This window comes from Variovorax sp. OK605 (assembly GCF_900115445.1).
Taxonomy (GTDB): Bacteria; Pseudomonadota; Gammaproteobacteria; order Burkholderiales; family Burkholderiaceae_C; genus Variovorax.
This window is the reverse complement of sequence record NZ_FOWL01000024.1, coordinates 65,212-85,030: the sequence shown is the minus strand read 5'-3', so window position 1 is coordinate 85,030 and position 19,819 is coordinate 65,212. Positions and strand designations below refer to the sequence as shown.

The following is a 19,819-nucleotide window of genomic DNA, read 5'->3' as shown; positions in this document are numbered from 1 at the left end:
TCAGTCGCCGCTCTTGGCGGCAGGAGCCGGCGCGGGAGCCGGGGCAGCGGGTGCGGGCGCCGCTGCGGGTGCCGGACTCGGCGCGGGGGCGGTGGTGCCGGAAGACGAATCACCGGACTTGGCTGTGTCGCTCGACGCGGGCGCCGTCGCCGGCTCGGTCTTCTTGCCGCCGCCGTCGCGGAAATCGGTCACATACCAGCCCGAGCCCTTGAGCTGGAAGCCGGCGGCCGTGACCTGCTTTTCGAACGCACTCGCGCCGCAGTTCGGACACACCGTGAGTGGCGCGTCGGACATCTTCTGCAAAGCGTCTTTGGCAAAGCCGCAGGCACTGCACTTGTAGGCGTAAATGGGCATGGGAATGGGTTAAAAAAAGCGGCGCAGCTGCCGCTCGCAAAGCCCTCGATTATAGGGCCGCCCCCGCCCAAGGCCCTCCAGCCCTGGCGCCGGGGCGCTCCTTCAGGCGGGTTCCGTGGCCAGCGGGCGATGCGGCGTGTGAGTGTTCGCCAACCATTGCGGCAGCAGCGAACCGACCCCCATCCCCACGAAAGCGCACAGCACGCCGGCCAGCTGGGCCGGGAATGCGCTGCCCCAGGGCATCCACAGGAACAGCAGCCACACGCCGATGCCCAGCACGATCGAGGCAATCGCCCCCTGCGTGGTGGCGCGGCGCCAGTAAAGGCCGCACACCAGCGGAACGAAGGCACCGACCAGCGGCACCTGGTAGGCGCCCGAGACCAGCTCGTAGATCGGCGTGCCCTGCATGCGGATGGCGTAGGCCAGCACGGCCGCGCTGAACAGCAGCACCGTGATGCGCATCGTCATGAGGTTCTGGCGGTCGGTGCCGGCCGGGCGGAACTGGCGCCAGATGTTCTCGGTGAAGGTGACGCTGGGCGCCAGCAAGGTGGCCGACGCGGTCGACTTGATGGCCGAGAGCAGCGCACCGAAGAACAGCACCTGCATCACGAACGGCATCTTCTCGAGCACCAGGGTGGGCAGCACCTTCTGCGGATCTTCCTTGAGCAGCGTCGCGGTCTGCTCCGGCATGATCAGCAGCGCGCTGGCCACCAGGAACATCGGCACGAAGGCGAACAGGATGTACGCCACGCCGCCGATGACGGGGCCGCGCTGCGCCGCCTTGACGCTGTTGGCCGACATCACGCGCTGGAACACGTCCTGCTGGGGAATGGAGCCCAGCATCATCGTGATGGCGGCCGCGAAGAAGAACACCATGTCATGCCAGTTGGGCTCGGGCCAGAACTTGAAGAGGTCCTTGCTGACGGCAAAGGCCACCACCTTGTCGGCGCCGCCGGCCATGTCGCCCGCGAACATCGCGATCACGGCCAGGCCGGTCACCAGGATGATCATCTGCATGAAGTCGGTGACGGCCACCGACCACATGCCGCCGAACAGCGTGTACGCCAGGATCGAGATCACCCCGATCACCATGCCCACCGGGATGCTGATGGCGCCGGCCGACAGCAGGTTGAACACCAGCCCCAGCGCCGTGACCTGCGCCGACACCCAGCCCAGGTAGCTCAGCATGATGATCAGCGAACAGGCCACCTCGACGGTGCGGCCGTAGCGCTCGCGGTAGTAGTCGCTGATGGTCAGCAGCGTCATGCGGTAGAGCTTGCCCGCGAAGAACAGGCCCACCAGGATCAGGCAGGTGCCCGCGCCGAACGGGTCCTCGACCACGCCGTTCAGGCCGCCCTCGATGAACTTCGCCGGAATACCGAGCACCGTTTCGGAGCCGAACCAGGTCGCGAAGGTCGTCGTGACGATCATGAAGAGCGGCAGGTGCCGCCCGGCAATGGCGAAGTCGGTGGTGTTCTTCACCCGCTTGGCGGCATACAGGCCGATGGCGATGGTGACCAGCAGATAGACGATGACCAGCGTCAGCAGCACGACGGGAACTCCTCTAGAAAATACGCACGCGCACCAGCAATTGCATGGCGAGCAACCCCAATACAAAACCTATGCCACCGTAGACGATGGCCTGCAGCAACCGGTTGGTGCGCTTCTGTTCGGCCAGCAGCTCGAGCAGTTCGCGCCGGTTGTCGGCGGGGCGATTCTCCAGGAAATCGTGCAGCAGCCGCGGGAATTGAGGAAGCAATTTGGCGTACCGCGGCGCCTCGGCCTTGAGCTGCTGCAGCAGCTTCTTCGGGCCGATCTGGTCGACCATCCACTTTTCGAGGAACGGCTTGGCCGTGGCCCAGAGGTCGAGATCGGGGTCGATGTTGCGGCCCAGCCCCTCGATGTTGAGCAGCGTCTTCTGCAGCAGTACCAGCTGCGGCTGGATCTCGACCTGGAAGCGGCGCGAGGTCTGGAACAGGCGCATCAGCACCATGCCCAGCGAAAGCTCCTTCAGCGGCCGGTCGAAGTACGGCTCGCACACGGTGCGGATCGCCGCCTCGAGCTCGTCGATGCGCGTGCCCACCGGCACCCAGCCGCTTTCGAGGTGCAGCTCGGCCACGCGCTTGTAGTCGCGCCGGAAGAAGGCCACGAAGTTCTGCGCGAGGTATTCCTTGTCCGACTCGGTCAGCGTGCCGATGATCCCGAAGTCCAGCGAGATGTAGCGCCCGAAGGTCTCGGGCTCCAGGCTCACCTGGATGTTGCCGGGGTGCATGTCGGCGTGGAAGAAGCCGTCGCGGAACACCTGCGTGAAGAAGATCGTGACGCCGTCGCGCGCCAGCTTGGGAATGTCGACGCCGGCCGCGCGCAGGCGGTCCATCTGCGCAATGGGCACGCCCTTCATGCGCTCCATCACCATGACCTCGGGATGGCAGAAGTCCCAGAACATCTCGGGAATCAGCACCAGGTCGAGTTCGGCCATGTTGCGGCGCAGCTGGGCCGCGTTGGCGGCCTCGCGCACCAGGTCGAGCTCGTCGTGCAGGTACTTGTCGAACTCGCCGACCACCTCGCGCGGCTTCAGGCGCTTGCCGTCGGCCGAGAGCCCTTCGACCCAGCCGGCCATCATGGCCATGAGCGCCAGGTCTTTCTCGATCACGCCGCGCATGTTGGGGCGCAGCACCTTCACGGCCACCTCGCGCACGTCGCCCTGGTTGGTGCGGATGGTCGCGAAGTGCACCTGCGCGATCGACGCGCTGGCGATGGGTGTCTCGTCGAACTGGATGAACACGTCGCTCACCGGGCGGCGGAACGCGCGCTCGATGGTGGCAATGGCCACCGACGAGGGGAACGGCGGCACGCGGTCCTGCAGAAAGGCCAGCTCGTCGGCGATGTCGGGCGGCAGCAGGTCGCGCCGGGTCGACAGCACCTGGCCGAACTTCACGAAGATGGGACCGAGCCGCTCGAGCGCCTCGCGCAGCCGCTGTCCGCGCGGCGCGTCGAGATTGCGCCCGATGGACACGATGCGCGCCACCACGCGAAGCCAGGGTTTCTGGAAGCTCGTGAGCACGAGCTCGTCGAGACCGTAGCGCAGCGCAACCCAGACGATGAACAGGCCGCGATAGAAGCGCCTCATTCGACCTTGCCCGCCGCGTCGGCCGCCGAGCCGCCGAACTTGGCCGTGCGGTCGCCGACGAACTGGCGCAGCGCGCCCGCCACGCGGCGCACGGCATTGCCCAGCGTGTGCGCGGGCACGTCGCCAATCACGCGAGCGAGGTCGTCCTCGATGTCCCAGCGCACGTGGTCGACCAGCCAGTTGACCTCGGCGGCCAGCTGCACGTCACCGATGATCTGCACGGAGGGCTTGTCGCCGCGCAGCGTGGCACGGGCAATGTCGAAGGGGGAGTCTTCGGTGACGGTGAGCGTGAGTTCGGGCACCGCGCCGGCGGGTGCCAGGTCGAGCAGGCCGGCGGGCGTGGCCACCAGCTCCATCGTCACGAAGCGCCACTGGAAGCGCACCACCCGCCCCTGCTGGCGCAGCAGGCGCTGCTGGGCCTCGGGCTCCTGCTGCAGCACATGGTTCAGGAACAGCACCGCGCGGTGCTGGATCTCGTGGACCGCCCAGTCCGGCGGCTGCAGGCGCTCGCCGATGCGGTTGAAAAGGTCGCCGAGAAAAGAAAATGGGGACGATGGTGTGGCCATGTCCCCATTATCCCGTCTGTGCCGCGGCCCCGTGAGGGCCGCGTTTCAGCTTTTTACTGCAGTGCCTGCACGCCTGCCACCAGCCAGCCGCCGTTGCCGTTGGTCGGCTTGGTCATGTTCCACACTTCGCGGAACGGACCCGGGCCCGCCGAGGCGTCTTCGCGGATCATGCCGGAGAACTCCACGCTGGCCATGTAGGCGTCAGGCAGTTCTTCGATGCCCAGCAGCTTGGCGTCGAGCATCACGACTTCGGTCTTGTTCGATGCGCCGCCCGTGTGGCCGGCGCGGTCGGCCAGTTGCGTGCGGATCTCTTCGACCATGCTGTCGGTCATCATCGAACGCAGCATCGACACGTCGGCGCGATCCCATGCGTCCTGCAGCGTCACGAAGTTGCGCTTGGCGGCACCGAGGAAGCCGTCGACATCGAAGCCCGCGGGGATGCCCCAGGACTGCGAGCCGCCGAGTGCCGAGCCGATCATGCTGCCACCGGCCGCGGCACCCGCTGCCGAGAGGCTGCTGCCGTGCGGCGCATCGTTCGAAGGCGTGGCGTCGAAGGCCGCGTTGTTGCGCTCCCACGGACGGGCCGATGCATCGTTGCCCACGTTGGCCGGGCTGTACTGCGCCGGCGCGGCGGCGTTGCTCGGGCTGGCACCTGCGCCCTGGAAGGCGAAGCCGCCCTGGCGGTTGCCGGCGGGCTGCGAGCGCGCCTTGATCATGCGCCACACCACCACGCCAGCCAGCACCAGCAGGCCGATCAGCAGGATGTTGCCGAACCCGGCGCCGAGGCCGAGCGAGTGCGCCAGCCATGCGAGGCCCAGGCCGGCGGCCAGGCCGCCGAGCATCGCGCCCCAAGGACGCTTCGGTGCAGCGACCGCGGGTGCGGGCGTTGCGGGCTTCGCAGCGGCGTTGGTCGCGTTCTGCTGCGCGGGCGCAGCAGGCGGCGTCGATTGGCGTTGCGTCACGTTGGACGACTGGCGCCCGAAGGACTTGCCGCCACCCATGCGCGCTGCCTCGGCCTGGACACTGCCCAGCACCAACGCAGCCGCCAAAAACAAAGTACCCAAACTCTTCATGTCGTCTCCTCTCGAGCGAAAGATTCGCGTCATCAACATTTGATTCCAACATGCAGGGCTGCAATGCCCCCCGTCATGTTGTGATAGTCCACATGTCCGAAACCGCCCTCTTTCATGAGGGTCTTGAGTTCCTCTTGCGAGGGGTGCATCCGGATCGATTCGGCCAGGTAGCGATAGCTCGCGTCGTCGCCGGCCACGAGCTTGCCCAGGCGCGGCAGCACGTTGAAGGAGTACCAGTCGTAGGCCTTGGCGAGCGGCTTGGCGACCTTCGAGAACTCGAGCACGAGCAGCTTGCCGCCCGGCTTGATCACGCGGTTCATTTCCTTGAGCGCGGCGTCCTTGTGCGTCATGTTGCGCAGGCCGAAGGCCACCGTGACCACGTCGAAGTGGTTGTCGGCGAAGGGCAGCTTCTCGGCGTCGCAGACCGTGGTGGGCAGCACCACGCCGGCGTCGAGCAGGCGATCGCGCCCGGTGCGCAGCATGGCTTCGTTGATGTCGGTGTGCACCACCTGGCCGGTGGCGCCGACCTTCTTCGCGAACGCCAGCGCGAGGTCGCCGGTGCCGCCCGCGATGTCGAGAACGCGCGAGCCTTCGCCCACGTTCGCGACCATCACGGTGTACGCCTTCCAGGCGCGGTGCAGGCCGGCCGACATCAGGTCGTTCATGACGTCGTAGCGCGATGCGACCGAATCGAAGACACCGCGAACGCGGCGGGCCTTCTCGCTTTCGTCGACTGTTTCGAAGCCGAAGTGTGTGGTACTCATGCGACCGATGTTAGGCCGGAAGCCTTCACATCAAGCCGACGACCCCGCGCGCACGGCGGGCATTTGTTGCTTTTTTCGTCCCGCCCTTCCTGGGCGTAGGGCTATGTTTTCAATAGCAGCGCCCGGAGATTCGGGCGATTTCGAGAACCTCAGTGGCTGCCGCAGGCGTGGCCGCTCTTGTCGATCATCGGCGCATCGCGATCGACGCCGGCCGCGGCCAGCCGCTGCTCGTAGGTGGCCCACAGTTCGGCCTGCTTCGCACCCAGTTCGTAGAGCAGGTCCCACGAGTAGATGCCCGTGTTGTGCCCGTCGCTGAAGGTCGGCTGCACGGCGTAGTTGCCCACCGCCTCGAGGTCGACCAGCTCGACGTCGCGCTTGCCTGTCTGCAGGATTTCCTGGCCCGGGCCATGGCCCTGCACCTCGGCCGACGGCGAACAGATGCGCATCAGCTCGAAGGGAATGCGGAAGGTCGCGCCGTCGGAAAAACCCACCTCGAGCACGCGCGACTGGCCGTGCACGGTGATCGATTGCGGCGTCGGTGCGCCCGGTTTCAAACCTGCCATCAGAAGCTCCTGTTGCCCAATCGTTCGATCATCGCAGCCTCGGCCGCGGGCAGCCGCGCGGCGATGTCCGCCTCTTGCGACGCATTGCGCTCGCGCTGCGCCACCGCCCACACCGAGCCCGGAAAGTGGCTGTCGCCGGCAAAGCGCGCGATCACGTGCCAGTGCAGGTGCGCCACCATGTTGCCGAGCGCGGCGAGATTGATCTTGGCCGGCGCAAGGTGCTCGCGCAAGCATTGCTCGACCACCGCCACGGCGTCCATGCAGAGCACGCGGTCGGCGGCATCGAGGTCGGAAAATTCGGCCGCATGCTCGCGCCACACCACGCGATAGAAGCCCGGAAAACCGGCCTCCTCCGCATGGATGACGCGCAGCTTCGCGCCTTCGAACACGAGGCGCCCGCCCGGGCCCTCGCACAGCACGCAGCCGGGTGCCTTCGTCACACCAGCACCCGCTCGATCCCGCCCTGGTTGGCGGCGGCCACGTAGGCCGGCATCCAGTCGGCGCCGAGGATCTTGTTGGCCATCTCGACCACGATGTAGTCGGCTTCGAGCAGCCCGTTGTTCAGGTCGTTGCCGTAGCGCGAGAGGCCTTGCAGGCAGCTCGGGCAGCTGGTGAGGATCTTCACGTTGTCGTTCGCGCCGACCTTGCCCGCATCGCGCAGCGCGGCCTCGCCCTTCTTCAGTTCCTCTTCCTTGCGGAAGCGGATCTGCGTGGAGATGTCGGGCCGCGACACGCCCAGCGTGCCCGACTCGCCGCAGCAGCGGTCGTTCTTGAGCACGTTGTCGCCGACCAGCGCCTTCACCGTCTTCATCGGGTCCTGCTGCTTCATCGGCGAATGGCAGGGGTCGTGGTACAGGTAGCCGCCACCGCCGGCACCGGCCAGGGTGATGCCCTTTTCGAGCAGGTACTCGTGGATGTCGATGATCCGGCAGCCCGGGAAGATCTTGTCGAACTGGTAACCCTGCAGCTGGTCGTAGCAGGTGCCGCAGCTCACCACCACCGTCTTGATGTCGAGGTAGTTCAGCGTGTTGGCCACGCGGTGGAAGAGCACGCGGTTGTCCGTGATCATCTTCTCGGCCTTGTCGAACTGGCCGCTGCCGCGCTGCGGATAGCCGCAGCACAGGTAACCCGGCGGCAGCACCGTCTGCACGCCCGCATGCCACAGCATGGCTTGCGTGGCGAGCCCCACCTGCGAGAACAGGCGCTCGGAGCCGCATCCGGGGAAGTAGAAGACCGCCTCGGTCTCGGAGGTGGTCGCCTTCGGGTTGCGGATGATCGGCACGTAGTCGGCATCCTCGATGTCGAGCAGCGCGCGCGCCGTCTGCTTGGGCAGGTTGCCCGGCATCTTCTTGTTGATGAAGTGGACCACCTGCTCCTTGATGGGCGCCGGGCCCAGCGTGGCCGGGGGCGCGGCGGTCTGCTTCTTCGCAAGGCCGCGCAGCAGGTCGTTGGCCAGGCGCTGCGCCTTGAAGCCCACGCCCACCATGCCCGCGCGCACCGCCTTGATGGTCTGCGGGTTGGTCGCGTTCAGGAAGAACATCGCGGCGGCGTTGCCGGGGCGGAAGCTCTTCTGGCCCATCTTGCGCAGCAGGTTGCGCATGTTCATCGACACGTCGCCGAAGTCGATCTTCACCGGGCACGGCGTGAGGCACTTGTGGCACACGGTGCAGTGGTCGGCCACGTCCTCGAACTCTTCCCAGTGCTTGATGCTGATGCCGCGGCGCGTCTGCTCTTCGTAGAGGAAAGCCTCCACCAGCAGCGAGGTCGCGAGGATCTTGTTGCGCGGGCTGTACAGCAGGTTGGCGCGCGGCACGTGCGTGGCGCACACCGGCTTGCACTTGCCGCAGCGCAGGCAGTCCTTCACGCTGTCGGCAATGGCGCCGATGTCGCTCTGCTGCATGATCAGCGACTCGTGGCCCATCAGGCCGAAGCTCGGCGTGTAGGCGTTGGTCAGGTCGGCGTGCAGCGTCTGGGCCTGGCCGGCCGGGGCGCGCAGCAGCTTGCCCTTGTTGAAGCGGCCTTCGGGGTCGACCCGGGCCTTGTATTCGGTGAACGGACGCAGCTCTTCGTCGCTCAGGAACTCGAGCTTGGTGATGCCGATGCCGTGCTCGCCGGAGATCACGCCGTCCAGGCTGCGCGCCAGCGCCATGATGCGCACCACCGCGGCATGCGCGGTCTGCAGCATGTCGTAGTTGTCGCTGTTCACGGGGATGTTGGTGTGCACATTGCCGTCGCCCGCGTGCATGTGCAGCGCGACCCACACGCGGCCCTTGAGCACGCGCTTGTGGACGGCCGTGCATTCGGCCAGGATCGGCGCGAACTCGGCGCCCGCGAAGATTTCCTGCAGCGGCTGGCGCAGCTGGGTCTTCCAGCTCGCGCGCAGCGAGTGGTCCTGCAGCTGGGCGAACTGCGCATCCACGTTCTGCAGCCAGCCGGCCCACAGCGCGCGCACCTCCTGCACCAGCGTCACGGCTTGCGCCACGCGGTCTTCGAGCAGCTCGGCCGCGGGAATCTCGTGCGCGTCGTCGGTCTTGCCCAGCGGCAGGTTGCCGCGCGTGAGGAAGGCCTCGAGCTCGTCGGTCAGCGCGAGCTTGTTCTGCAGCGACAACTCGATGTTGATGCGCTCGATGCCGTCGCTGTACTCGGCCATGCGCGGCAGCGGGATCACCACGTCTTCATTGATCTTGAAGGCGTTGGTGTGCTTGCTGATGGCGGCCGTGCGCTTGCGGTCGAGCCAGAACTTCTTGCGCGCCTCGGGGCTGATGGCAATGAAGCCTTCGCCGCTGCGCGAGTTGGCGATGCGCACCACTTCGGAGGTGATGCGCGCCACGTCGTCGGCGTCGTCGCCGGCGATGTCGCCGAACAGCACCATCTTCGGCAGGCCGCCGTGCTTCTTCGACTTGGTGGCGTAGCCCACCGCCTTCAGGTAGCGGTCGTCCAGGTGTTCCAGGCCGGCCAGCAGCACGCCCGAGCGCTTCTGCTCGGCGAACATGAAGTCCTTGATCTCGACGATGCTGGGCACCGCGTCCTTGGCGTTGCCGAAGAACTCCAGGCACACGGTGCGCGTGTGGGCAGGCATCTTGTGCACCACCCAGCGGCAGCTGGTGATGAGGCCGTCGCAGCCCTCCTTCTGGATGCCCGGCAGCCCCGAGAGGAACTTGTCGGTCACGTCCTTGCCGAGGCCTTCCTTGCGGAAGGTGCGCCCGGGAATGTCGAGGCGCTCGGTGCGCAGCTTGGTCTTGCCGTCGGCGGCGTAGTACTGCAGCTCGAACAGGGCGCTTTCGGCGTCGTGGATCTTGCCGAGGTTGTGGCCGATGCGCGTGACCTCGAGCCATTCGGCCTGCGGCGTCACCATGCGCCACGAAGCGAGGTTGTCCAGCGCCGTGCCCCACAGCACGGCCTTCTTGCCGCCCGCGTTCATGGCCACGTTGCCGCCCACGCACGAAGCTTCGGCCGAGGTCGGGTCGACCGCGAACACGAAGCCCGCGCGCTCGGCCGCGTCGGCCACGCGCTGCGTGACCACGCCGGCCTCGGTCCAGATGGTGGGCACGGGGTCGGCCAGGCCGGGCAGCGGCATGTGCTCGACCTCGGTCATCGCCTCGAGCTTCTCGGTGTTGATGACCACGCTCTTCCAGGTCAGCGGAATGGCGCCGCCGGTGTAGCCGGTGCCGCCCCCGCGCGGAATGATGGTCAGGCCGAGCTCGATGCAGCCCTTCACCAGCAGCGCCATCTCGGCCTCGGTGTCGGGGCACAGCACCACGAACGGGTATTCCACGCGCCAGTCGGTGGCGTCGGTCACGTGCGACACGCGCGACAGGCCGTCGAACTTGATGTTGTCCTTGGCCGTGAGGCGGCGCAGCACCCGCGTGGCCTTGCGGCGCAGGGAGGCGACTTCGCGGAAGGTGGTGTCGAAGGCGGCCACCGCCTCGCCCACCAGCGCGGTGAGCTCGCCCACGAGCTGGTCGCGCGAGGCATCGCTGTCGGGGGTGCGGCGCTTCTGCACCTCGCTCAGGCGGTGCTTCAAGGCATCGACCAGCTGGCCTCGGCGGCGCGGGTTGTCCAGCAGGTCGTCGACCAGGTACGGGTTGCGCTGGACCACCCAGATGTCGCCCAGCACCTCGTAGAGCATGCGCGCCGACCGGCCGGTGCGGCGCTCGGCGCGCAGGGTCTGCAGCAGTTCCCAGCCGCGCTCGCCGAGCAGGCGAATCACGATTTCTCGGTCGGAGAAGCTGGTGTAGTTGTACGGGATCTCGCGCAGTCGCACAGGCTCTGCGGCCTGTGACAACAGCGTGTTCAACGCGGTCGGAGCATTCATCGGGGTGGCGCCACGGCCAGGCACTGCGTGCCCATTCAGCCGGGCCGGAGATTTTAGGACAGCGCCCGGGGACGTGCCCCGGGGTCCCCGCGAAGGCCTAGAACAGCACCCGGCTGCGGATGGTGCCCGGCACCTGGGCCAGCTTCTCGAGCGCGAGGTCGGACGAGGCGGCGTCGATGTCCATCACCACGTAGCCGACCTTCTCGTTGGTCTGCAGGAACTGCGAGGCGATGTTGATGTTGTTGTCCGAGAAGATCTTGTTGATCTCGGACAGCACGCCCGGCACGTTCTTGTGGATGTGCAGCAGCCGGTGCTTGCCCGGGTGGGCGGGCAGCGCCACTTCCGGGAAATTGACCGACGAGATCGACGTGCCGTTGTCGCTGTACTTGACCAGCTTCTCGGCCACTTCGCCGCCGATGTTGGCCTGCGCCTCCATGGTCGAGCCGCCGATGTGCGGCGTCAGGATCACGTTGTCCAGGCCACGCAGCGCGGACACGAACTCGTCCTTGTTGCTGCCCGGCTCGACCGGGAACACGTCGATGGCGGCGCCCCAGAGCTTCTTGGCCTTGATCGCGTTGGCCAGCGCCTCGATCTCGACCACCGTGCCGCGCGCGGCGTTGATCAGGATGCCGCCCGGCTTCATGGCGGCGATCTCGGCCTCGCCGATCATCCATTTGGTGGAGGGCAGCTCGGGCACATGCAGGGTGACGATGTCGCTCTGCGCCAGCAGGTCGTGCAGCTTGGGCACCTGGCGGGCATTGCCCAGCGGCAGCTTGCTGACCACGTCGTAGAAGGCCACGTGCATACCCAGCGCCTCTGCCAATACCGACAGTTGCGTGCCGATGGAGCCATAACCGACGATGCCCAGCGTTTTTCCGCGGATTTCGTGCGAGTTGACGGCCGACTTGAGCCAGCCGCCGCGGTGCGCCAGCGCGTTCTTCTCGGGAATGCCGCGCAGCAGCAGGATGGCCTCGGCCAGCACCAGTTCGGCCACCGAGCGCGTATTCGAATAGGGTGCGTTGAACACCGCCACGCCGCGTTCGCGGGCCGCATTCAGGTCGACCTGGTTGGTGCCGATGCAGAAGCACCCCACCGCCACCAGCTTGGGCGCGGCCGACAGCACGTCGGCGGTGAGCTGGCTTTGCGACCGGATGCCCAGGAAGTGCACGTCGGCCAGCTTGGCCTTGAGCTCTTCGCCCTGCAGGGCCTTCGGCAGGGTCTCGATCTGACTGTAGCCAGCTCCGCGGATCACCTCGATGGCCGAAGGATGAACGCCTTCAAGAAGAAGGAACTTGATCTTGCTTTTGTCGAGAGAGGTTTTGCTCATTCCCGGAGGCTAGCATGGTGCAGCGCAGCAAGCGGATGCACCAGACATGAGCGCGGACAGTCAAAAGGGTTTCCCCGGGTTTGAGCTATTTCTGCTTCATGCGACAACATCCGCCGCGAAACATTCACACATGTAACCTAACATCGCGGCTTTTCAAATTCCCCTTCAGGAGTCTTCATGCGCTTCAAGACGCTTGCCATCGCTTCGGCTTTGGCCACCACGCTGGCGATGCCAGTTATCGCCCAGGCCCAGACGGAAATCCAGTGGTGGCATTCGATGGACGGCGCCCTGAACGACTGGGTCAACGACCTGGCCAAGCAATTCAACGAAAGCCAGAAGGACTACAAGATCGTGCCCACCTACAAGGGTGAATACGACCAGTCCATGGCTGCCGGCATCGCCGCCTACCGCTCGGGCAACGCGCCGGACATCCTGCAGGTCTTCGAAGTGGGCACCGCCACCATGATGTACTCCAAGGGCGCCATCAAGCCCGTGGCCGACGTCATGAAGGAAGGCGGCCAGAAGTTCGACCCCAAGGCCTACATTCCCGCCGTGGCCGGCTACTACACGGCCCCCAACGGCCAGATGCTGTCGTTCCCGTTCAACAGCTCCACGACGGTGTTCTATTACAACAAGGACGCCTTCAAGACCGCCGGCCTGGACCCCGAAAAGGCGCCCGCCACCTGGCCTGAAGTCGTCTCGGCCGCCGCCAAGCTCAAGGCCAGCGGCAACCAGTGCCCCTTCACCACCTCGTGGATGAGCTGGGCCCAGCTCGAGAGCTTCTCGGCATGGCACAACACCTCGTACGCGACCAAGAACAACGGTTTCGGCGGCCTCGACGCCCGCCTGGAATTCAACTCGCCGTTGCACGTTCGCCACTTCGAGAACCTGTCGAACATGTCCAAGCAGGGCCTGTTCGTCTACAAGGGCCGCGCCAGCAAGCCGATCACGTCGTTCACCTCGGGTGAATGCGCGATGTTCATCGGCTCGTCGGGCAGCTACGCCAGCGTGAAGCGCGACGCCAAGTTCAAGTTCGCCGAGTCGGCCCTGCCGTACTACCCGGACGTGGCGGGCACACCGCAGAACACCATCGTGGGCGGCGCCAGCCTGTGGGTGATGTCGGGCAAGCCGGCCGCCAACTACAAGGGCGTGGCCGCGTTCTTCACGTTCCTGTCGAGCCCCAAGGTCCAGTCCGACAGCCACATGCGCACCGGCTACCTGCCGATCACCATGGCTTCCTATGAGCTGACCGAGAAGACCGGTTTCTACAAGGAAAACCCGGGCACGGACGTTGCCGTGAACCAGATGATCAAGAAGACCACGGACAAGTCGCGCGGCGTGCGCCTGGGCAACCTGCCCCAGATCCGCGCCATCGAAGACGAGGAAACCGAGCTGATCTGGACCGGCAAGAAGACCCCGAAAGAAGCGTTGGACAGCGCCGTGAAGCGCGGAAACGAACTTTTGGTGAAATTCCAGGCCGCAAACAAGTAAGCTCTGCACCCGGCCGACCGGCGCGAACGAATGTTCGTTTCGGTTCGTTTTACCCCCGCAAGCCAGCCTGCCTCCGTGCAGTGCTGGCTGTTTGCTTATTAGTGTGTCTGTGACCTGAACGCTCCCTCATGGAAAAACGCGTCCTTTTTCGTTCGAGCTGGCTGCCCTGGGCTTTGCTCGCCCCGCAGCTGATCATCGTCGGCGTCTTCTTCTTCTGGCCCGCCGGCCAGGCGCTGGTGCAATCGCTGCAGCAGCAGGATGCGTTCGGTAATTCGATCACCTGGGTCGGCCTCGACAACTTCGTGGCGCTGTGGAACGACAGCACCTACATGGCCTCGTTCCAGACCACGCTGGTCTTCTCGGCGCTGGTCACGGTGCTGGGCCTGAGCATCGCGCTGCTGCTGGCCGTCTTCGCCGACCGCGTGGTGCGCGGCTCGCGCTTCTACCGCAGCGTGCTGATCCTGCCGTACGCCGTGGCGCCGGTGGTCACCGGCCTGCTGTGGTCGTTCATGTTCTCGTCGTCCATCGGCATCGTGGCCTATTGGCTCAAGAAGATGGGCATCAGCTGGAACCACCTGCTCAACGGCAACGACGCCATGGCGCTGGTCGTGATGGCGGCGGTGTGGAAGCAGATTTCGTACAACTTCCTGTTCTTCCTCGCGGGCCTGCAGTCGATCCCGAAGTCGCTGATCGAGGCGGCCGCCATCGACGGCGCGCGCCCGATGCGGCGCTTCTGGACCATCCAGTTCCCGCTGCTCACGCCCACCACCTTCTTCCTGCTGGTGATCAACATGGTGTACGCCTTCTTCGACACCTTCGCGATCATCGACGCCACCACGCAAGGCGGCCCCGGCAAGGAGACCGCCACGCTGGTCTACCGCGTGTACTTCGACGGCTTCCGCGGCATGGACTTCGGCGGCGCCGCCGCGCAGTCGGTGGTGCTGATGGCCATCGTCATCTGCCTCACGGTGCTGCAGTTCCGCTACGTCGAAAAGAAGGTCCAGTACTGATGACCTCCTTCACCTCCCCCATGCAATTCAATCTCTCGACGACGGAGGCCCGCCATGGTTGAGCGCCGCGCCTCCCTGGGCATCCTCGCGCACGCCATCATGATCTTCGGCGTGATCCTGGTGGTGTTCCCGATCTACCTGGCCTTCGTGGCCTCCACGCACACGCCGCAGGAAATCATGCAGGCGCCGATGCCGATCCTGCCCGGCGGCCACTTCTGGGAAACCTACAAGGCGGCGCTCACCGGCGGCGGGCGCACCAGCACCAACGTGTCGGTGGCACGCATGATCTGGGTGAGCTCTGTCATCACCTTCATCATCACCTTCGGCAAGATCAGCATCTCGCTGCTGTCGGCGTTCGCGGTGGTGTACTTCCGCTTCCCGCTGCGCAGCCTGTGCTTCTGGCTGATCTTCATCACGCTGATGCTGCCGGTCGAAGTGCGCATCGGCCCGACCTACCAGGTGGTGGCCAGCCTCGGCATGATCAACACCTTCGCCGGGCTCTCGGTGCCGCTGATCGCCTCGGCCACGGCCACCTTCCTGTTCCGCCAGTTCTTCCTGACGGTGCCCGACGAGCTGGTGGAAGCCGCGCGCGTCGACGGCGCGGGCGCCATGCGCTTCTTCAAGGACATCCTGCTGCCGCTGTCGAAGACCAGCATCGCGGCGCTGTTCGTGATCCAGTTCATCTACGGCTGGAACCAGTACCTCTGGCCGCTGATCGCCGCGACCAGCGAGAACATGTACCCGATCGTGGTGGGCATCAAGGCCATGACCGGCAACGGCGAGTCGCCGGTGGACTGGAACGTGGTGATGGCCACCGCCGTCCTGGCCATGCTGCCGCCGGGCATCGTGGTGGTGCTGATGCAGAAGTGGTTCGTCAAGGGCCTGGTCGATACCGACAAATAAAACGCTGAACGAAAAATGGCTGCTCTCTCTCTACGCAACGTCATCAAGCGCTACGGCCACGGGCCGAAAGCCAACCAGGTCATCCACGGCGTGAGCGCCGAGATCGCCGACCATGAATTCATCGTGATCGTGGGCCCCTCGGGCTGCGGCAAGTCCACGCTGCTGCGCATGGTGGCCGGCCTCGAGGAAGTCTCGGCCGGCGAGATCGCCATCGGCAACAAGGTGGTGAACCAGCTCGAACCTTCCGAGCGCGACATCGCCATGGTGTTCCAGAACTACGCGCTGTACCCGCACATGAGCGTGTTCGCGAACATGGCCTACGGCCTGAAGATCGCCAAGGTGCCGGTCGACGAGATCAAGGTGCGCGTCGACAAGGCCGCCAAGATCCTCGAGCTCGGCCACCTGCTGGAGCGCAAGCCGCGCGAACTCTCCGGCGGCCAGCGCCAGCGCGTGGCCATGGGCCGCGCCATCGTGCGCCAGCCGCAGGTGTTCCTGTTCGACGAACCGCTGTCGAACCTGGACGCCAAGCTGCGCGCGCAGACCCGCCTCGAAATCCAGAAGCTGCACCGCGAGCTGGGCATCACCTCGCTGTTCGTCACGCACGACCAGGTCGAAGCCATGACGCTGGCGCAGCGCATCATCGTGATGAACGGCGGCGTGATGGACCAGTTCGCCACGCCCGAAGAGGTCTACAACCGCCCCGCCACCACCTTCGTGGCCAGCTTCATCGGCTCGCCGCCGATGAACCTGCTCAAGCACGCGCCGGGCGTGCGCCCGGGCCAGATCCTGGGCATCCGCCCCGAGCACATGAAGCTCGACGAAAGCGGCTGGACGGTGCAGGTCGAGCAGGTCGAACTGCTGGGCGCCGAGCGCCTGGTGTACGGGCGCATCGGCGACGAGCAGATCATCATGCGCACCGACGAAGGCGACCATCCGCCGATGGCCGGCGACACGGTGAAGATCGCCGCGCGCGAAGACAAGCTGCACTGGTTCGACGCCGGCTCCGGCAAGCGCGCCGACTGACCGATGGCCGCGCCGACACCCTGGCCCTACCCGCGCTGGGTCGCGCACCGCGGTGCCGGCAAGCTGGCGCCCGAGAACACGCTGGCCGCGTTCCGGCTCGGCGCCGCGCACGGCTACCGCATGTTCGAGTGCGACGCCAAGCTCAGCGCCGACGGCGTGACCTTCCTGATGCACGACGCCACGCTCGAGCGCACCACCAGCGGCCATGGCACCGGCGGCGCGCAGCCCTGGAGCGCGCTGGCGCAGCTCGACGCGGGCGGCTGGCATTCGCGCGCCTACGCGGGCGAGCCGCTGCCCACGCTGGAGAACCTGGCGCGTTACTGCCTGGCGAACGGCTACCTGCTGAACATCGAGATCAAGCCCACGCCGGGCGCCGAGCGCGAGACCGGCGAAGTGGTGGCGCGCGACGCCGCGCGCCTGTGGCAAGGCGCGGCCGTGCCGCCGCTGCTCACGTCGTTCCAGGTCGACTCGCTCAAGGGCGCGCAGGCCGCGCAACCCGAACTGCCGCGCGGGCTGCTGCTCGACAGGCTGTGGGACGGCTGGCTCGGCACCGCGAAGCAACTCGGCTGCGTGGCCATCGTCTGCAACCACGCCCTGTGGGACGCCGCGGTGGTGGCGCAGGTGCACGAGGCCGGCATGCGCGCGCTGAGCTACACGGTGAACGACGAGTGGGCCGCGCAGCGCCTGATCGAACTGGGCACCGACGGCATCATCACCGACCGGGTCGACCTGTTCAGCCCGGCCGGCTGAGGCGCACGTTTCTTACAGGCGCTTACCTCATGGCCGCTTCTATGATGCGGCCATGAATTGGACCTCTCGCCTGGCGGGCTGCGGCCTCGCCATCCTGCTGGCCCTGTCGATGTGCGGCGGCGCGCTCGCACAGCCCGATGCCAGCATGAACGCCGGCTCCGGCAACCCGAACAACAGCGCGGCTGCGGCCGCAGCGGCGGCGGCCGCCGTCCCCGCGCCCACCGTGGCCGAGCTGCGCACGCAGTTCAACAAGCTCACGGCCGATTCAGGCAAGGACGGCAAGGGCGACAGCCCCGACGAAGACCCGCGCAAGCAGCTCGCGCAGATCAACGACATCGGCGCGCAGGCCGACAAGTTCGTCGCCGCGCGCACCGGCGACCTCGCCGACCTCAACGCGCGCCTGGGCGAACTCGGCAACCCGCCCGCCGCCGGCAGCACCGAAGACCCCGACATCACGCGCCAGCGCGCGCGGCTCACCAAGGAGCGCAACGCGCTCGACGCCGACATCCGGCTGGCGAAGCTGCTGTCCATCGACGTGCGCCAGCGCGGCGCCGACCTGGTCACGCAGCGGCGCGCGCTGTTCGAGGCCCAGCTGACCGAGCGCGCGGCCTCGCCGCTCTCCGACACCTTCTGGAACGACCTGCAGGAGGCCTGGCCCGACGACCTGGACCGGCTGCAGGCCATGGGCACGGCGCTGGGCGACGGCCTCGATCAGGCCCTGGCGAGCACGTCGCGCACGCCGGTGATCGCCGCGCTGATCGGCGCGCTGCTGCTGGCCTTCCTGGGCGTGTGGGCCGCCGAGCACGCCCTGACGCGGCTCGCCACGCGCATGCTGCCGGCCGGCCGGCTGCGCCGCTCACTGCTGGTGATCGCCATCGTCGCGGCGCACGTGCTGCTGGTGGCGGTGGCCGCGCACGGCTTCGTGGAAGTGCTCAAGAACTACGCCACCTGGGACTCGCAGGCGCGCAAGGCGCTGCAATCGGCGGCGCAGGCGCTGACCTTCATGGCCTTCGTGATCGGCCTGGGCCGCGCGCTGCTGGCCACCGGCCGCCCCTCGTGGCGGCTGCCGCCGATTCCCGACGCCACGGCCAGCAAGCTCGCCGTGCTCCCCTGGCTGGTGGCGCTGGTGGCGGCGCTGGCCTGGACGCCGGCCGAGATCAACGCGCTGATCGACGCCAGCTTCGCGGCCGTGGTGGCCACGCACGTGCTGACGGCGCTGGTGCTCACGGCCCTGGTGGGCACGGTGATCTACCGGCTCAAGGCGCTGCGCGCCGACGCGCCCGAGGCCGGCCTGCCCGAGCGGCCGATGTGGGTCGGCCTGCTGGTGGCGCTGATCGGCATGCTGATGATCGCCATCTGGGTGCTGGTGGCGCTGGGCTACGTGGCGCTGGGCAGCTTCCTGGCGTCGCAGCTGACCTGGAGCGGCATCGTGGCCGCGGCCTTCTACGTGCTGTTCAAGTTCGCCGACGACGTGTTCATGGCCATCGTGGCGTCGCGCAGCACCTTCGGCCAGAAGCTGCAGAAGAGCTTCGGCCTCGCGCCGCAGACGCTGGACCAGGCGGCCACGGTGCTGTCGGGCATCAGCCGCGTGGCGCTGTTCGTCTACATGCTGATCGCGCTCGCCGCGCCGCTGGGCACCACGCCGGGCGAGGTGTTCCAGCGCAGCGGCAAGCTCGGCACGGGCGTGAAGGTGGGCGAGTTCCAGCTGGTGCCGGGCGCGATCCTGAGCGCGCTCACGGTGGCGGTGGTGGGCTTCATCGTGCTGCGGGTGTTCAAGCGCTGGCTCACGCGCAGCTACCTGCCGAACACGCAGTTCGAGCCGGGCATGCAGAGCTCGATCACCACGCTGCTGGGCTACGTGGGCGGCATCCTGGTGATCGCGTTCACGCTGTCGGCGCTGGGCATCGGCATCGAGCGCATCGCGTGGGTGGCCAGTGCGCTGTCGGTGGGCATCGGTTTCGGCCTGCAGGCGATCGTGCAGAACTTCATCTCGGGGCTCATCCTGCTGGCGGAGCAGCCGGTGAAGGTGGGCGACTGGGTGGTGCTGGGCACGGCCGAGGGCGACGTGCGGCGCATCAACGTGCGCGCCACCGAGATCCAGCTGGGCGACCGCTCCACGCTGATCGTGCCGAACTCGGAGTTCATCACCAAGACCGTGCGCAACATGACGCTGGCCAATGCCGAGGGACGCGTGCTGATCCGCCTGCCGATGCCGCTGACCACCGACGCGCTGCGCGTGCGCGACCTGATCCTGGCCGCCTGCAAGGCGCACGAGGGCGTGCTGGAAACACCGGCGCCGTCGCTCACGCTCGAAGGCATCGAAAACGGGCTGCTGATCTTCCAGGCCATTGCCTACGTGCCGAGCCCCCGGCTGGCGGGCGGCGTGCGCAGCGACCTGCTGTTCGTGATCCTCGACGAGCTGAAGAAAGCCTCGCTGCCACTGGCGGTGCCGACGATGGTCATGGCGGCCACCGCCACGCCGGAGCCGCTGGCAACGCCCAGCGTGCCTTCGTCGCCCGCCTCGCCCATTCCCGGCGTGCAGACCTGAGG

At 66.9% G+C, this 19,819-nt stretch carries 16 protein-coding genes; 6 read left to right on the top strand and 10 right to left on the bottom strand.

From position 1 onward, the window contains the following. The 10 genes from BM013_RS37025 to serA all read right to left on the bottom strand — a co-directional run bounded on the left by BM013_RS37025 (position 1) and on the right by serA (position 12,092). Entirely contained in the window at positions 1-354 is a 354-nt protein-coding gene (locus BM013_RS37025; RefSeq protein ID WP_093134916.1) for an FmdB family zinc ribbon protein, read from the bottom strand. 102 nt (positions 355-456) lie between these two features. Further along, complete coding sequence (locus tag BM013_RS37020; protein WP_093134913.1) at positions 457-1,905, bottom strand: high affinity choline transporter 1; 1,449 nt, start codon at positions 1,903-1,905, stop codon at positions 457-459. Between the two features lie 13 nt (positions 1,906-1,918). Continuing rightward, on the bottom strand, positions 1,919-3,484 hold the full coding sequence (gene ubiB / locus BM013_RS37015; RefSeq protein WP_093134911.1) for a ubiquinone biosynthesis regulatory protein kinase UbiB: 1,566 nt from the start codon (positions 3,482-3,484) through the stop codon (positions 1,919-1,921). Then, positions 3,481-4,050 carry a ubiquinone biosynthesis accessory factor UbiJ gene (locus BM013_RS37010; protein WP_093134908.1) on the bottom strand — a complete coding sequence of 190 codons (570 nt, stop codon included), beginning with the start codon at positions 4,048-4,050 and terminating at the stop codon, positions 3,481-3,483. The genes ubiB and BM013_RS37010 overlap by 4 nt, the downstream gene beginning before the upstream one ends. A 53-nt stretch (positions 4,051-4,103) precedes the next feature. After that, positions 4,104-5,123, bottom strand: a complete 1,020-nt coding sequence (locus tag BM013_RS37005) for a Tim44 domain-containing protein (RefSeq protein WP_093134906.1) — start codon at positions 5,121-5,123, stop codon at positions 4,104-4,106. Between the two features lie 32 nt (positions 5,124-5,155). Then, positions 5,156-5,887, bottom strand: coding sequence for a bifunctional demethylmenaquinone methyltransferase/2-methoxy-6-polyprenyl-1,4-benzoquinol methylase UbiE (gene ubiE / locus BM013_RS37000; protein ID WP_093134903.1), 732 nt, complete (start codon positions 5,885-5,887; stop codon positions 5,156-5,158). A gap of 149 nt (positions 5,888-6,036) precedes the next feature. Further along, the gene (locus BM013_RS36995) at positions 6,037-6,450 is read right to left on the bottom strand and encodes a gamma-butyrobetaine hydroxylase family protein (RefSeq protein ID WP_093134900.1); all 414 of its coding nucleotides are present in this window, start codon (positions 6,448-6,450) and stop codon (positions 6,037-6,039) included. Beyond that, the gene (locus BM013_RS36990) at positions 6,450-6,890 is read right to left on the bottom strand and encodes an HIT family protein (protein ID WP_093134898.1); all 441 of its coding nucleotides are present in this window, start codon (positions 6,888-6,890) and stop codon (positions 6,450-6,452) included. The genes BM013_RS36995 and BM013_RS36990 overlap by 1 nt, the downstream gene beginning before the upstream one ends. Further along, positions 6,887-10,765, bottom strand: a complete 3,879-nt coding sequence (locus tag BM013_RS36985) for a DUF3683 domain-containing protein (RefSeq protein ID WP_093134895.1) — start codon at positions 10,763-10,765, stop codon at positions 6,887-6,889. The genes BM013_RS36990 and BM013_RS36985 overlap by 4 nt, the downstream gene beginning before the upstream one ends. 97 nt (positions 10,766-10,862) lie before the next feature. After that, a complete protein-coding gene (serA, locus tag BM013_RS36980) occupies positions 10,863-12,092 on the bottom strand; it encodes a phosphoglycerate dehydrogenase (protein ID WP_093134893.1) in 1,230 nt (409 codons plus the stop codon). Between the two features lie 177 nt (positions 12,093-12,269). Here serA and ugpB point away from each other — a divergent pair, with 177 nt between their 5' ends. The 6 genes from ugpB (at position 12,270) to BM013_RS36950 (ending at position 19,817) form a co-directional block, all read left to right on the top strand. Beyond that, positions 12,270-13,583 (top strand): sn-glycerol-3-phosphate ABC transporter substrate-binding protein UgpB, encoded by a 1,314-nt coding sequence (gene ugpB / locus BM013_RS36975; protein ID WP_093134890.1) that lies wholly within the window; start codon positions 12,270-12,272, stop codon positions 13,581-13,583. Positions 13,584-13,711: 128 nt separating this feature from the next. Continuing rightward, positions 13,712-14,593, top strand: a complete 882-nt coding sequence (gene ugpA / locus BM013_RS36970) for a sn-glycerol-3-phosphate ABC transporter permease UgpA (RefSeq protein ID WP_093134888.1) — start codon at positions 13,712-13,714, stop codon at positions 14,591-14,593. Between the two features lie 54 nt (positions 14,594-14,647). Beyond that, positions 14,648-15,496, top strand: coding sequence for a sn-glycerol-3-phosphate ABC transporter permease UgpE (gene ugpE, locus BM013_RS36965; RefSeq protein WP_093134885.1), 849 nt, complete (start codon positions 14,648-14,650; stop codon positions 15,494-15,496). Positions 15,497-15,511: 15 nt separating this feature from the next. After that, on the top strand, positions 15,512-16,519 hold the full coding sequence (gene ugpC / locus BM013_RS36960) for a sn-glycerol-3-phosphate ABC transporter ATP-binding protein UgpC (RefSeq protein ID WP_093134883.1): 1,008 nt from the start codon (positions 15,512-15,514) through the stop codon (positions 16,517-16,519). Positions 16,520-16,522: 3 nt separating this feature from the next. After that, complete coding sequence (gene ugpQ, locus BM013_RS36955; protein ID WP_093134880.1) at positions 16,523-17,269, top strand: glycerophosphodiester phosphodiesterase; 747 nt, start codon at positions 16,523-16,525, stop codon at positions 17,267-17,269. A gap of 52 nt (positions 17,270-17,321) precedes the next feature. Further along, positions 17,322-19,817, top strand: a complete 2,496-nt coding sequence (locus BM013_RS36950; protein ID WP_093134877.1) for a DUF3772 domain-containing protein — start codon at positions 17,322-17,324, stop codon at positions 19,815-19,817. The last annotated feature ends 2 nt before the right edge of the window (positions 19,818-19,819 follow it).